Source organism: Planktothrix sp. PCC 11201 (genome assembly GCF_900009135.1).
Lineage (GTDB): Bacteria > Cyanobacteriota > Cyanobacteriia > Cyanobacteriales > Microcoleaceae > Planktothrix.
Genome location: NZ_LT797710.1, coordinates 592,869 through 608,547, shown reverse-complemented (window position 1 = coordinate 608,547; position 15,679 = coordinate 592,869). Strand labels below are relative to the sequence as shown.

10 protein-coding genes are annotated in these 15,679 nt (G+C 37.4%); 5 read left to right on the top strand and 5 right to left on the bottom strand.

Annotated features, from left to right (window positions below):
* Positions 1 to 44 precede the first annotated feature (44 nt).
* From PL11201_RS21990 to PL11201_RS21980, 3 genes are all read right to left on the bottom strand, one after another.
* A complete protein-coding gene (locus PL11201_RS21990; RefSeq protein WP_079680968.1) occupies positions 45 to 389 on the bottom strand; it encodes a type II toxin-antitoxin system PemK/MazF family toxin in 345 nt (114 codons plus the stop codon).
* Positions 382 to 573 carry a hypothetical protein gene (locus PL11201_RS21985; protein WP_079680967.1) on the bottom strand — a complete coding sequence of 64 codons (192 nt, stop codon included), beginning with the start codon at positions 571 to 573 and terminating at the stop codon, positions 382 to 384. The genes PL11201_RS21990 and PL11201_RS21985 overlap by 8 nt, the downstream gene beginning before the upstream one ends.
* Before the next feature lie 225 nt (positions 574 to 798).
* Positions 799 to 6,120, bottom strand: a complete 5,322-nt coding sequence (locus PL11201_RS21980) for a CHAT domain-containing protein (RefSeq protein WP_079680966.1) — start codon at positions 6,118 to 6,120, stop codon at positions 799 to 801.
* A 125-nt stretch (positions 6,121 to 6,245) separates the two neighbouring features.
* Between PL11201_RS21980 and coaE the strand changes: the two genes are divergently transcribed.
* From coaE to PL11201_RS21965, 3 genes are all read left to right on the top strand, one after another.
* The gene (gene coaE, locus PL11201_RS21975) at positions 6,246 to 6,887 is read left to right on the top strand and encodes a dephospho-CoA kinase (protein WP_079680965.1); all 642 of its coding nucleotides are present in this window, start codon (positions 6,246 to 6,248) and stop codon (positions 6,885 to 6,887) included.
* Positions 6,888 to 6,955: 68 nt separating this feature from the next.
* Positions 6,956 to 7,306, top strand: a complete 351-nt coding sequence (gene psb28 / locus PL11201_RS21970) for a photosystem II reaction center protein Psb28 (protein WP_079680964.1) — start codon at positions 6,956 to 6,958, stop codon at positions 7,304 to 7,306.
* A 446-nt stretch (positions 7,307 to 7,752) separates the two neighbouring features.
* Positions 7,753 to 8,064, top strand: a complete 312-nt coding sequence (locus PL11201_RS21965; RefSeq protein ID WP_234996800.1) for a YbjN domain-containing protein — start codon at positions 7,753 to 7,755, stop codon at positions 8,062 to 8,064.
* Here the strand turns inward: PL11201_RS21965 and PL11201_RS21960 are convergent.
* Entirely contained in the window at positions 8,061 to 9,173 is a 1,113-nt protein-coding gene (locus PL11201_RS21960) for an IS630 family transposase (protein ID WP_079678737.1), read from the bottom strand. The two genes, PL11201_RS21965 and PL11201_RS21960, sit on opposite strands and share 4 nt — an antisense overlap.
* 314 nt (positions 9,174 to 9,487) lie before the next feature.
* Here PL11201_RS21960 and PL11201_RS21955 point away from each other — a divergent pair, with 314 nt between their 5' ends.
* Together PL11201_RS21955 and PL11201_RS21950 are read left to right on the top strand one after the other, a co-directional pair.
* Entirely contained in the window at positions 9,488 to 11,305 is a 1,818-nt protein-coding gene (locus tag PL11201_RS21955; RefSeq protein ID WP_079680963.1) for an AAA family ATPase, read from the top strand.
* A 9-nt stretch (positions 11,306 to 11,314) separates the two neighbouring features.
* Positions 11,315 to 12,724, top strand: a complete 1,410-nt coding sequence (locus tag PL11201_RS21950; protein WP_079680962.1) for an AAA family ATPase — start codon at positions 11,315 to 11,317, stop codon at positions 12,722 to 12,724.
* Between the two features lie 45 nt (positions 12,725 to 12,769).
* On the opposite strand, the gene PL11201_RS27200 is transcribed toward PL11201_RS21950, so the two are convergent.
* Positions 12,770 to 15,649: a C1 family peptidase gene (locus PL11201_RS27200; RefSeq protein WP_079680961.1), complete on the bottom strand. Its 2,880-nt coding sequence runs from the start codon at positions 15,647 to 15,649 to the stop codon at positions 12,770 to 12,772.
* Positions 15,650 to 15,679: the final 30 nt, after the last annotated feature.

Genomic DNA, 15,679 nt, shown 5'->3' with positions numbered 1-15,679 from the left:
TCCAAATTGCGAAACACATCAAACCCCTTCCGTTTAGACTTTATCTATAAGGGATCTTCGCCAGAATCCATATCCTTAAATCCTAACCAGAAAAGCAAAGCCTCTTCGACTTGTGCTAACTGCTCTGAGTTTAATTCGCCCAGTTTCCTTAGTAGCTTCGCGTGAGGAATTGTGATAATATTCTGAACATCGAACACTCCGGGCTTCAGGAATCTGGCTTTGACATCTACCTCAAAGCGTGAACCTCTTGGGCTTGTAGTATGAGGTATTAGAGTCGCTAACGCTCGATCCTGGTTGAGAGCCCGGATACTAACCACTAAGCATGGTCTAACTTTTGCCACATAGCCCAGATCGACAAGCCAGACTTCGCCACGATCAGGACTATTCATAATCAATTTCTTGTTGATCTAATGCTAAGAATAATTCTTCAGCATTTAAGATAAAGTCTTCATCTGTCAATGGTGGAAAGTCAAAATGGACAAGCCGCCTCAAGATTTCTAGCCCAATCTCAAGTTGCTCTGCGTCAGCCAATCTATCAAAAGTATTAAGAATCTCTTGAGCTAAGACCGTCATAGTTTTTCACTCCTCTAATGAGTAAAGCATTGTGACTAAACTCCTTGATTAATTTATTTTACTGCATTCTGTTGCTCTTGCATCGGCTTTTCCGTCCTTCGTATTAATTCGGCGACAGGACTAAGGATGGGATAAATAAACATTATTTACAAGCAGAGAATATTAAAGCTTGTCTGCAATACGCTGTATCTTGATCAATACCGTTGACTCTTGCTATTTATACTGTTACCAAGGACTCCCAATTAAAGTAAAACCCGCCCAATAAAAAGGATGGGATAAATTAACATTTCCCCGGGAAGCAATTTCTGGGGGAAGGGGAATTTTGGTAGTGTTTATTCCAGTTTCATTGATTAAATAACCCTGTTCTAAACGAACTTTTCCTCGTAACATTGCCAGTTGAGCTTGTCGTAGGGCTTCTGCTTTAATCGGACTGGTTGATAGGGCTTGATAAAAGGTATTCATTAACCCCAAAGTTCCCGCATCACTCACATACCATAAACTCGCTAAAGCCGATTTAACTCCTGCTTGAACCGCTAACCCGGCAAACCCTAATTCCGCTTTTTCATCCCCTACGGCCGTTGTACAAGCACTCAAAACTAATAATTCTACAGGAGGTTGATTTAACTTGAGGTTTCTCAGTTGATTTAACCGTAATTTTTGATCCCAAAATTGAATATAAGATTGGTCAGACCCGGCGGTTTGAAATTCTCCATGGGTGGCTAAATGCACAATTGAAAATTGATGTTTACTGCGTTGGGATGTAAGATTATCAACGGTAAAATTCTCATTTAAAAATGATTTTCCCTGCCAAGTGTTATGATTAATAATTAAGTCTAATTCCATCGGAACTGCGGGCAGAGGCAGTTGATTAGAATTGGGGAAAGTAGAGGCTCCCATCGCTAATATTTTAGAGTTTTTAATATTAACATAGCGAGTATCTGTTAAACTTAAACTGGGAATTAGTCCCAAACTATAGCGTTCTAAAAGAAATTGTTTCCCATCATATAAGGCGGCTAAGGGTAGGGTTCTTAATCCCGTATCCATTGAAAACACTAGGGTATTAATTCCTTCTGCTTCTAATTGGCTTTCCAGAGGTGCAATTAACCATTCATATAATTGTTTGCCATTTTCTTTATAGCGAGTATCCTCTAAATTTTCGGGAGAACGAATTTGATTGGAAAAAGTTCTCGCAGTTTTTAATACCATTTCTCGCGGAACTGGAATACTTTTAAAGATCGGTTGTCCTCCAGGTAAAATCAACCTTAATTCTAATTGATTCGATTGACTGGATACATAAACAATGGCGGTTTTATATCCGGTTAATTTATAAATTTCATTTAATGTTTTACGAATACTTTGATCCGTAAGAGGTGTATTCTTTGAGTCTGAACCTAAATAGTTGGAAAATTCAATTCCGCGAAACGTATCAATTTGAGCCAAAGAGGAAATCACGGAACCGGAAGCAATTTGATCCGTGGGAATGGTGGGAGTATTTAAGGGAATAATCGGGGCTTCTAAGGTTTCTACAGGTTCCTGGGGATTAGATGAGATATCCGAGGTGTCCTCTAACACAGCATCTGATGTTGTGGTTAAAACGGGGGTTTTATTATCGGTTTTAGGGGGGATGGGTGAGGTTTTGGTTTCTTGATTCGTCCCTTGTAATTCGGAATTAATTTGATTAACAACAGCCTGGGTTTCTCCTGTTGAATGATTGGAATTTGAGGGGGAATTAGTTTGAGGTAAAATACTGACTAAATTACCGTCGGTAATCGCTCCAGCCGTCCCATTTAAAATGGGATTTCCCACGGTAAAAGGAATATTACCACATTCAGCCGTGCTACAATGGTCGCCTCCTTGTTGAATCACAATTACTCCTCCTTTTTCTTCCCCTACGCTTGAAATACTGGCGTTGATTTGATTACGACTATTAAAAATTCCGGTTGCTCTAAATAACCCATGGGTTGAAATTCCAATATCACCTCCTTGAGTTCCTCCTTCCCCCCGCAGGGAAACTACATCAATATCTTGGGAAGCATTTAAGGAAATATTGCCACTTTTTCCTTCAGAAGAACTTGCATTAATTCTTCCAGTATTAATTTGATCGCCTGCAATGACAACAATATCCCCTCCGCTGCTACTTCCGGCTGAATTTAAGTTTCCTGACTGTATTGTTCCCGTGATGCTATTCAGATTAATTCCTCGATAGGCTTTAATATCTCCGGTGGTAATGTTTCTATTAGCTAATAATTCAATAGCTATGGAGTCGCCCACTAAGGATGAATTAAAAATCTGACCATTGACTCTAATCCCACCATTACGACTGATTAAATTAATATCTTGACTGTTCAATAAAACATTGCTATTTTTATTACTATTATCCTGGGCAATAACACGAATTTCTCCCGTTTCAATCTGACCTAATGCTGATATATTAATACTTCCATTTCTTTGATTTTCTGATAATAATTGTAATGTTCCTGTCCGAATTTCTCCTTGAGAACTGGTGAGTTGAATGCTTCCCCCTTGGGTACTAATATCCCCAATTAAAATATTTGATTCGGCGCTTAAGGCGACCGATCCATTATCAACTCCCATAATCCGACCTGTTCCAATAATCGATTGTGCTTGCAGATTAATCGGATCATAAATGGTAAAATCTCCGCCTAAAGTTAGGGTATTCGTACTATCTCTACGACCAATTATAATTTGACTAAATCCATTCGTTAAGGCTTGTAAATCCCGACTACTTATGTCAAAACTAGAGGCATTTTCTGTTTCCCCTAAAGTCATAGCTTGAGTATTAAGACTGGGTTGTAAAATTAGAACTCCTGAACCTGAAACAGAATTTATTCCTCCTAATAAATTCACGTCTGTTCCGGTTAAATGAATCGTAGCAGAGCCAGAATTTCCCGTTGATAACTGTTGGGTAGAAATAGTTCCAGATTCACTAGTAATCGCAAGATTACCACCATTTGTGATTAGGTTGCCTAAGGTAATATTTTCTAATGCTGATAGTTTTAAGCTGGCATTATCTAAACCAGTAACGGTATAAAATTGTTCTCGAAACGGTGTTCCACTGGCAATCATACCTTGGGGAGATTGGATGATAACAGGATCTTTGAATGTAATATTTCCCGCGATAAAAATAGTTCCGTTTCCTTGATTTCCCTTGATAATAATTTCTTGAAATCCATTTTCTAAACTGTTTAAATCACGAGAGTTCAAATTTAATGTGAGTTCTGAGTTATTGTCTTGACCTGCGATTTCAATATCTTGAGCCGCTGTTGCTGGTTGTAAGACAATTTGACCCTGACCTTGAATTGAGTTTTCACCCCCGGTGAAATTAATTTCATCACTGGTAATTCTAATATTTCCCGTGGTAGATTCTAAACGATTAAATGTTCCGGTTCGTAGTCCTTTAGCTGCAACTTCTAACTCAGCATTCAGAATAATATTTCCTCCGGTTTCTTTGCCTCTAGTATCTATTAAATTCGTTGTTAAAGTTCGAGGAGTATTCACTAAAATATTCCCTCCCGAACCTTCACTAGAAGTTGCATCAATACTATAAGAATTTCCCTCTAAAATAATATCTCCTTGTGAACTGGTGAGGTTAATATCTCCAGCTTTAGCACTACCGGAGGTATTAATACTGTTAGTTTGAATGCGGTTTGATGCGTTAAGATTGATATTGCCTCCAGTGCCATTTCCTATCGCACGGGTGGAGAGGGTATCAGTAATAATATCTCCATCACTTTTAAGGGTTATATTCCCGCCTTGGGTACTTGCAGAAGTCGATAGGTTTTCAGTTATAATTCCCCCATTACTGCTGGCAGTTAGGTCTAAATTTCCCCCTTGGGTAATAATGTTTCCTGTGAGTAAATTTACCCCATTAATTACAATTGCAGCCCCGGAAGTACGGATGGTATCCCCCGAATTCATTGTCAACCCACCGCTACCAGATTTATCGGCATCGGCGGTAAAAGTTAATGTTCCTCTGGTAGCTGGAAAGTTCAATTCATTGTCAGTTAAATCAGCAATATTAATACTATTTTTAGCTTCTATCACCACATTTGCTGTGGGGGCAAAATTTTCTAAAGTTTGCTGGGATAGGGTAATATTTTCTTGGGTTTTGTCTTGATTGCCGATATTAATTTCCGGTGCATTAATTGTTAAATTTCCAGGAGTTGAATTAGTTGTTTTTAGGTTAATATTTCCAGCTATATTCAGATTATTTTGACTAAAAATAGTGGCGAATCCTCCTGATCTTTGAGTTGCGTTAGAATCAGAAAATCCTTGAGAACTAATATTCCCAAAAAATTGAGTTGAATCGTTGGCTCCAATAATTATTTTTCCGCCATTTCCATCGGTTAAGGCATCGGCTATAATCGTAGATTGATCATTAATTAATGTCCGCGAAGCAGTGGGAAAAAGACCATTTTCTTGATAATTACTTCCAATGCGGACGACTCCTCCTCCATTGGCACCAGAAGCATCAATTTTCCCATTAAATAAATGAATATCATTGCCAATAATATTAACTTGAGGAAAATTTGATGAAGATGGGTTAAAACTGGTGTTTCTTGTATTCAAAAAACCAGAAATTAAAGCACCCCCGCCCTGAGGGGAAAATTGTGGATTAGAAGCGGTTAATTCTACTGTTCCATTAGGTAAAATATTAATATTTGAGGCTTGATTATCCTCTGGATTTCCTGTCAATAATTTAGGTAAATCCAGGGGATTAATTACGGATTTATCATTCCCATAATTGGGTGTAGTTGTTTCAATTTCTAAGTTGAGTAAATATCCAGTTTGACTAATTCTAACTAAGTTATTTCCCTCAATAGCTGCAATGGTAATTTGTCCGGCGGGTGCATTCAATGTTCCGGTATTAATAACGTTTCCCCCAACTAAGCTTAAGGTTTGTCCCTGAGAAACCGTAAGTTCTCCAGAATTAACAATATTGCCCGGGTTAGATGTGGAGAAAAGAAAGCTATTTGGTTCTCCTGAAAGGCTGTTATAATCATTGGAATCTAAGCTATTAAATAAACCGGAATTAAATCCTATTCCTGTAGCCGTTGTCGCGGTAAACGAACCTGGAACATCTAAACGCGCTCCCGGCCCAAAAATAATTCCCGAAGGATTTAAAATAAATAGGTTAGAATTGCCTCCGGTGACTTGAATTAATCCTTCAATTAAGGAAGGTTGTCCGCCCACCACACGACTCAAAATATTTTGAATTGAATTATTAGAAACAAAATTGGCAATCTGACCCGGTGGAACATTAAATTGAGTAAAACTATGAAATAAATTTCTTCCATCTCCTGACCGTTGACCGCCCGTAATATCCACACGATTATTAAAGGAATTGGTCAGGGTATTGGTACTATTAGGTTCAGGAACAATGGATTGGGCAAAAACTCGGTTTATGGGAAGATTAAGTTTAAAAGTATAACTCAAAAAATCCGAGAACCCACTCATCCCCACCGTCCAAAATCCAGTTAAAGGCAGGGAGAGGAAAACTAACTTAACAAAACGTCCAGGCTGCATAAGGGTTTATGCCTTGAATAAACAATTATCGAAAGGGAATCTACTATTTATTTTCGACAGAAGCCACCCAGATTAACTATTTCTATTACTATGATGAATAGTATTTTAGATTTTAAAACAGAATTATGCGTTTAATTGGTCTTACAGGGGGGATAGGAACCGGAAAAACCACCGTCTCCAATTATCTCGCCACGACCTACCAACTTCCCATTTGGGATGCGGATTTATATGCGCGAGAGGCGGTGAAACCCGGTTCATCCGTTCTCAAACAAATTGTTAACCGCTATGGGAGGGAGATTCTACTTTATGATGGTAACTTAAATCGGCAGAAATTAGGGAGTTTGATTTTCTCGAACTCATCGGAGCGAACCTGGCTAGAGCAACAGATTCACCCCTTTGTACGGGATTGTTTTGTTCACAATATTCAACAATTAGAAGCTCGAAAAATCCAGACTCTCGATGGTAACCCCTACGCTGACGGGGTTTTAGTGATTCCGTTACTCTTTGAATCGGAAATGACGGATTTAGTGACGGAGATTTGGGTTGTTTATTGTTCTGAGCAACAGCAGTATGTGAGGTTGATAGAACGAGAAAAAATTGATTCGGGTCGAAATTTAACCACGGAAGAAGCGGAAGCTAAAATCAATAGCCAAATGTCTTTAGAAGAAAAATGTAAACGGGCGGATATAATTTTATACAATTCTTCAACTCCTGGGGAACTATTTAAACAAGTGGATGCAGCGATTCAAGGATTAAATATCACCTGAAGCCTAAAAAAATTGAGTTTTTCTCAAAAATAGGATAAAATGGAGCAAAGTCCCCAGAGGAAAAAATTATGACAACCTCTGTACAGTTTATCGATGGATTAGACGAAGAAATTAGTGGGATTAGTCTACGGAAAACCAAAGACTCCGAAACAAAAATTGTGGTCTTGCTATTTGAGCGTCTTCAAGCGATAGAAAGATTAAGAGCCTATCGGAAACAAATCACGAATTTATGGTTACGCGATGAGGAGGGACAAATCAAAGTTACCCCCACTGGTGTTAAGTTCTTCTATGCAGAAAATGAAGATCTTTCTAAAGTTGAATGTTACTTTGAGGTTTACTCTGAAGACGTATTTGAAAGAGTTATGCGGTTTTTGAATCGTTATGCAGATGAAAATGGATTTCAATTTCAGTCTGCTTAAAAAGCAAGAGCTTGGTCTTGAATGATTAAGGAAAAAAGAATTTGGGGTGGTTTTTCTTTCGCCTTAAATGATTGGCCCTGTTTGGTGACTTGAGACGCGCCTAAGCGCGCCTGTTTTTCTATTTTTCTAATTGTTTCAAGGCTTGAAACGTGACAAAGAAAAAGCCCAATGAACCCAGGGCGGTAACCACTTGAGCAATTAAATTAGCGATCGCAATTTCATCCATTGTTTTTCCTCCAATCAAACTCGACTTAGGATTGACTATATCTTAGTGTAACCGATCAACTCGGCCTATATTTCCAGAATCTAGGATAACCCGCTTCTACAGATTACTGAACCAATTTGATCTAATCTTCAATCAGCTTGTTGAGAAATAATACAAACCTCCCTGCTAGTGACCCCAAAGATGTTAAAACTTAGGAAAAAGCTCAGGGAGAACGCTAAAAATGCAATTTCAAAGTGCAATACAAGAAGCCTGTTATAACAAAGTTGCCACCTGGATGCGAGAGTTATATGGCAAATTTCCTTGTGCTAGAGAAGATGTCCCCGGACTGGCAATGGTCATGGGTTCAGCTTTAGTTGAGGTGTTTGTGTTTCCTTGGGAAAAAGATGACGCCATCATTAATGCGCGGTCTTATGTGGTCACAGATGTAGAACTTTCTCCCGATTTATTACATTTTCTCCTCCGAGAAAATCATATTATGAGATTTGGAGCCTTTGGGATTGATGAACAGGGAGATAAGCTGTTGTGCATTTAAACTGTGATTATAGCATTACCTTTGTTTTTAAGTTTACGTCCCCATTTAATAGATAACTGTCCCTCATTTAAAAGCTGATGCAATAAACACTCTAGCTCATCAACTGATTTAAAGAGTCGATTAGCAATATATTCTTTAGCTGAATGCCAGACCAATTCAATTAAATTATAATCTGGACTATATTCTGGAAGAAATTCTAAATAGATATTCGGCATTTCTGCTTTGATTTTTTCTAGGTATTCTTCTTTTTTGTGAAAACTTGCATTATCAAGAATAATGACAATCTTGGCTCCTTTTTCTACAAATTCTTCTGCTTGATTTCCCGCTAATACCCACTCATGAATTAGCTCTTGATAAAAACTTTTTAACACTTGATAAAAATTATTTGCATTCCCTTTATCCAGAAATTCTACAAATCTTTTTTTGTCCGAGTACCTCAATCCTCCCATAACATTAACTTTTCCTTTTCTTCTGTCTCCTCTAATCTTTCTCCTCTTTCCTTTTTTACACCAGTTCTTTCTTTTTATTACTCTTAAATTAAATCCACTTTCATCCCAAAACCATACCTGTAATTGTTCTGGACTTTCTTTTGTTATTTTTAAATACTCTTCTATTTTATTTTTAAATAATTTCCTTTTTTCTGGATCTCTTTTCTCTTCCAAGCTATACTTTGCCCACAAGTAAACATACTTTTTTTTCTTTAATATCCTTCTCACTTGTGAACCACTTAATTTTATTTCTGTGATTTGTTCTAAATAAGTTGCCAATCTTTCTCCTGTCCATCTCCCAAATTCATATCCTAATTCTTCCGGTTCTTTTTCTACAGTTTCTAATAATATCTCTATATATTTATCTGTGGCTTTTCTATAATTTCCTTTCATTCTTTCATCTTTTAGGCTTTCTAACTTGTCCGGATCTCCATGTACACACCAATAACATACTTTATTTATTGAACATCCCAAAAAATTGGCAATTTCACTTTGTTTTTTACCATCATTTAGCAATAGTAGAATCAAGATTCTTTCTCTAATTTGTCCATTTTCTTCCTCTTTCAATCTTTTCTGTAGTTTCTCTACTTGCTTTTCATTTAAGTGATTTTTAGCAGGCATATTTTTATTGATTTTTCTAAACTTAGTTTTTCATTATACCCTATTTAGATGCTTAACAGCTTATTATTTTTGAGCATACCATTGTTGGCTCCACCTGCGATAAATTAGAATTAGAAGCCTCCGTGAATGCCGTGTTAGAAATTGCCGATGATTATGACGACAAAATTGTAGAACGTTGGGGAGGAAGACGGGCTTTAGATCGGATCTCAAGTTAAAATAATTAACGGTTTTATGGGCGGTTTTAATTATATTTTTCAGTTATAATTAACTTAAATAAATCCGCCCGCAAGCCTATTTTTTAATCAGGTTTTAAAATGACTAATTTATTTGATGGGTTTGATCAATTATTGGAACTGGCAAAAACTTTAGACGAAAAAATAAAAAGTGGCGAAATTAAAACCGACGTACAAATTGGTACTCGCACCAGTATTCCCAGGACGGGGAATATACCCAGAAATAATACCGAATTCCGTTCTGTGATTATTACTCCCCCCTCGGCCCAAACTCCATCGGAAAACCCTAATTTTTCCCCTCCAAATTCCCATTCCCCCTGCAATATTTCAGAAGTGGGAGGGTTAGGAGATGTGATCCAACAATTACGAGAATTAGTAGAACTCCCTTTAAAACGTCCTGAATTGTTAGCAAAATTAGGCCTAGAACCTCCTCGTGGGGTGTTATTTGTCGGGCCCCCAGGAACGGGCAAAACCTTAACCGCCAGGGCTTTTGCCGAGGAGTTGGGCGTCAGTTATATTGCCATTGTTGGGCCGGAAGTCATGGGCAAATATTATGGGGAAGCCGAGGCCAAATTAAGACAAATTTTTGAGAAAGCCGCGAAATCCGCCCCTTGTATTATTTTTATTGATGAAATTGATAGTTTAGCCCCCCATCGTTCCCAAGTCGAAGGAGAAGTGGAAAAACGGTTAGTGGCTCAATTATTAGGATTAATGGATGGTTTTGCCAAAACCCCAGGCGTGATTGTTTTAGCCTCAACAAATCGCCCCGATGCTATTGATCCCGCCCTGCGACGTCCGGGGAGATTTGATCAAGAAATTCGCTTTCGAGTTCCTGATAGAAATGGACGGTTAGAAATCCTGACTATTCTAACACAATCTATGCCCTTACAATCCGTTAATTTAGCAGAAATTGCGGATTTGTCCGTGGGATTTGTCGGGGCCGATTTAAAAGCGACTTGTCAAGCCGCCGCCTATACGGCTTTACGTCGTCAGGTTCCCGCTTTAGAAGCACCCGTTCCCGATCAACTCTATATTAATCAACAGGATTTTATCACCGCTTTAACGGAAATTAAGCCTTCAGTTTTGCGATCGGTGGAAGTGGAAACCCCCAATATTTCATGGGAACAAATTGGCGGTTTAGAAAGCATAAAACAAACCTTACAGGATTCTGTGGAAGGTCAGTTACTTTACCCAGAATTGTATCAACAAACCGGAGCTAAAGCCCCCCGGGGAATTTTACTTTGGGGGCCACCGGGGACGGGTAAAACTTTATTAGCAAAAGCGATCGCCTCCCAATCTCGGGCTAATTTTATTGCAGTGAATGGGCCGGAATTATTAACCCGTTGGGTCGGTGCCGCCGAAGCCGCCGTGCGGGAGTTATTTGCTAAAGCCAGACAAGCCTCGCCCTGTGTTATTTTTATCGATGAAATTGATAGTTTAGCTCCAATTCGGGGGGCTTACATGGGAGATTCTGGGGTAAGCGATCGCGTGGTGGGACAATTATTAACCGAATTAGACGGTCTACAAAATACCTCCGAAGTCTTATTAATTGGGGCTACAAATCGCCCCGAAGCCATCGATCCCGCCCTATTAAGAGCCGGAAGATTAGACTTACAATTAAAAGTCGATTTACCCGATATTAATAGTCGTTTAGCGATCTTGCAAGTTCATAATAAAAACCGTCCATTAGTTGATATTAATTTAACCGATTGGGCGACAAAAACAGAAGGTTGGAATGGGGCAGATTTAGCCTTATTAAGTAATCAAGCTGCCTTAGAAGCTATTCGTCGCTATCGTCGCCAAGGGTTAACTAATCCCAAAGAAATTTCCATTATTCCTGAAGATTTCCGATTAGGATATGAAGGATTACTCTTACATCGAACTCAATCTAAAACTTAACACAATCCTATGCAAAAATATTTAGCCGGAATCCTTTTACCTGTTCTTTGTTTCCTATCTCCCCTGGTGGCAAATGCCCAAGTTGAAACCACAATTCAACCCTCTCAAATTACCCTGGCGGGAAACCGTATAGAAAAACAGCCCCCCCGTCAAATTTTTGTCCAAACAAATAGTCCAATTCAGGATTTACGGGTTTTAGCTTTAGACTTGACTCGTCGGGATGGAGTCACCATATTTCCGGCATCGGGTATTATTTCAAATAAGTCAAATTGGCAAACCATTAGATCAAATCAAATTATAGTTCCGCTTGAATTTAATTTAAGTCAAGCTCCCAGTAGTGGGGAATATCTCGGCAATTTACGTTTAACCTATACCGGAGGAGAATTAACCCTTCCTATTACTTTACAAATTAAAGATTTTTGGTTACTTCCTCTATTAGTATTATTTTTAGGAACAGGATTAGGAATTATCGTCTCAGTATATCGCGCCCAAGGACGACCCCGGGATGAAATTTTAGTGCGCATAGGACAACTACAAACTCAGATGCAGGAGGATATAGAATTTGGGAAAATTGCTGGATTTAAACAATATATTGAGGCGTGTTTGATCGAAGTTAAAATGGAGTTGCAAACGGAAAAATGGGAACAAGCGATCGCCCTTTTAGAACAGGCAGAAACCATTTGGAAACGCTGGATAAAAGGACGAGCGGATTGGTTACAACAATTTAATTACGCTCAAGAACTAAAACACCAGTTAGAGGAGAAAAACCCTAATGATTTAGAAGCGAAAGCCATATTAAGAAACTTAGAAGCCACGATTAACAATGCGCCAGAACTGGAAACTCCCGAACAATTCCGAGAACAGTTAGAGAAAATTTATCAACAGATGAATCAGTTGATTTTGGAGACTCAAAAGCAAGATTTAAAGGCTTTAATTGCCAAAATTCCTTTAGAAAAACAAAATTCTGTTCTGTCTCAATTTCAAAAATTAGAGGAAAAAATAGGATCTGAACCTCCGGCTAATTTTACACAATTTAAGGGTTTAACAGCAGAATTAAATGATTTAAAGGAGCAAGTCGAGCAATTAGATGATCAATCTTCGCCCCGATCTGGTATTTCTAAGAACCCATTGGGAATGGGAGGAATTAGCTCTCCGCCTCCCACCCATTCCACTAATTCAACACCAGAAATAACCAAAGCTGGAGTCCGATTAAAGTTATTTACTGGAACGAGTTATGCGATCGCGGTTATCTTTTTAGCTGGAGCCGGATTCAGTCAATTATACATTGATAATCCCACCTTTGGAGCCAATCCCTGGAAGGATTATTTTGCATTAATGGCCTGGGGTTTCGGTGCGGAAGCCACCCGGGATGCGATTACAAAAGTTGTTCAAAGTTGGAATTTACCGGGGTTGAAGTGATTGAAGCAAGCTGATAGAAATACTAACAACCCAGTAATCTAAATATTATCGACCAGGTGGTGTTGATGGTGGTTGCTCGTGCCCCCCGTTAGTACCAGTATCATTATGCTTCCAATCATTAGCCCCTAAACCAAAATTCATAGTTTCAAACCACTCAGCCTTGACTAAAGACCACCAATCCGATGTTAATCCGTTGATAATATAATCATAAGGCAACCAGCCATAACCCTTTTCACCCCATTTAGTTCCCCAAGAATTTATGACTAACAACGCACCTTGTAAGCCACCAATCATTTTATGATCATCATAGCCAATAGCGACAAGAGCATGACCGCCTTCCACATTATCTTTCTTGTTAGGAATAGGAATATAACCTCTTTTGTGGTTAGCATCTTCATAAATGGAACTGTAAATAGTTAACCCAAACATAGAAGGAAGACCAGCCACTAGGGTCATTTTAATTTGAGCCAGTAAATCATTTAAAGGAAGACCAGGAGTATCAAGCCTGAAATATTGAATCGCCTGATAATTTTGAGCATAGGAATAACAAAAACCCGTCGGTTCTTCATCGATTTTACTCGGTTCATAGGGCCAATATTCTTCCGGGGGAATTCCAAACAAAACCAGTGCTTTCATTGTTTCTCGAATGGATGCACCCACATCTCCTTCCCGGAGCATTAATTTGCGCGCCACCTTGTACAAGAAAAGAACTGAAGCATTGGTATATTTGTCAGCAGTTCTATTTTGGAAGTATTCGACTAAAGTAATAGCAGCACAAGCCGTACATGAGTTTAGGGATTCCTGATTTTTAATAGGAGAACACCAATAGCTTAAATCGACAAATTCTGGTAAGCATAAATAAACTAGACTTTTATCGCTATTGCTATTTTCTTTATTTTTATCGCTATTGCTATTTTCTTTTATTTTACTTATTAATTTACTCATGATTGGAACCGATAATTGCTTTGGATCTTTTTTATCATCAAAGATTTGCAAAATTGTCTGATTATTCTTGTTTTGATTGGTTATCGACAAAAAATCCAACGGATTCCTATCTAACTTTGAATTTTTTGAAATTTCTTTTTTTAGCGTGTCTTTAAAACATACTTTTGATTTTTCAATAAAATGAGTAAAATCGTCCTTATCCTCTTTCTTCTGATCAATCATCGATTCAATTTTATCAAGAGTTATAAAAATCAAAAAATCTATTTCTTGTTTTTCTTTTGCGGAGAGAGATTCATAAATTAGGATCAGATTTATCTCAGGATTTTCATTCCTTTTTCCTCGCATAAATTCTAAGAAAAAGTTTGTTTTATAATCAGAATTATTTAAAGAGTTATCACCTTTAGATGTATTTTTTGGATCTGTCTTTTTGGATGAAGATGAAGATTTTTTAGCCAAAATGATATTTATTACATCTATTGCCTGGCTGATAGCTTGCTCATAATCTAATTTGCCATGAATGCCAAGATCTGAAATTTTCTTAATCACCAACTGAATAACTGGATAAATAAGAGGAACAATCGCCTCATTAATTTTAATTAAACTTGAATCTTTTTGAGGCTCCTCAAGTTTCAGTTTGTCTTTAAAGATTTGTATGATATTCTGAGAAATAGGTTCTTGAATCCTCAATAAAGTGCAATCTTTTTTTTGTATAAAACCTTTCTGATCAAAACAATTTTTGTTTTTATTGTCTTCATAAAAATTTAAAGAATTTAAAGGTTGAGGGAGAGAATACTGTTTTGATTGGTAAGCCTGATCAATGATTTTTTGTAAAAGTTTTTTCAAGCTATCCATCGTAATTGTTTCTAAGCCTTGTTCGCCAATTACCTCGCCAATACATTCCCTAGTTTTGGTATCTTTTACATCTCCGTTGCGTTTTACATCTTTACATCCAAAATAATCATAGAGTTTTTTTTGCAGATAAACCATTGGATTACCATCAAGCTTATCCGCTAGATCCTTACTATTAGTATGTTTTGTTATTGTTTCTTCAGTCTGTCGCAATTTTTCTTGAGTCCGTTCTCCAACTATACCATCAGGGTATAAATTATTTATTGCTTGGAAGAATTCAACAACTAAATCTGTTTTATAGCCAAAAAAGTATTTTGATTCCTTATGATTATCTTCTTGGAAAAAATCAAAATAACCCATGCTTTCTAAGGATTCTTTGATTTCACTAATTTTTAATTTTTTACTATTACTATCCTTAGTTTGATTTTCATTTTTAGGTTCAGAATCACAATCACCTATCTTAATGTAATTTTCATTTTCTTGATTTACTTGTTCTCTTCTCCTAACAATTGTGTTTAAGACTTTCTCAATAGTTATTCCTGGTTTGTATTCATAACTGTCTTCGTCTTGATCCCTTTGCTCAGAGTCACAATCTACAATGCTACTTTGACTCGGAAGCTCCCATATTCGTTTGAAACACATCATGATCTTATGTGTAGCCTCACCAAAATAACCATTTTCCAATTCTAATCTAAAATTTGCCTTCTGTTCTGTAAGTATCTTTTTCGTCTTTTCTGAAAAATTACAAGATTGAATTTCATATTGATCATTGTAAAAAAAATTTTTTAACTGATTTTGAATGTTTGTAATTTTATCATTTCTACTTCCTCGGTACAGAAACACTTTATTTTCACTTTTAACGTTTAAAAATTCAATCTCATTCTCATCTTTTTTATTGAACTTATCAATCGTCTTTTGTAACTCTGAAGCTAAGTTTTGGTTTTGATCGGGGAGGTTGTCTTTAATTAATTGGGCTTTAATTAATTGGGCTAATTCGAGGATTGGTGATTCTATATTTTCTTGATTTGGAGATTTATCTTTGACGATATTATCGCTGATATTATTCATTGTGAGATCTCTCCAGTCAGGATAGTCGGGTAACCAGCCTAATGAATGTTTGTTTAATTCCATGATTTTAATCCTGTTTTACTGAGAAAGTCC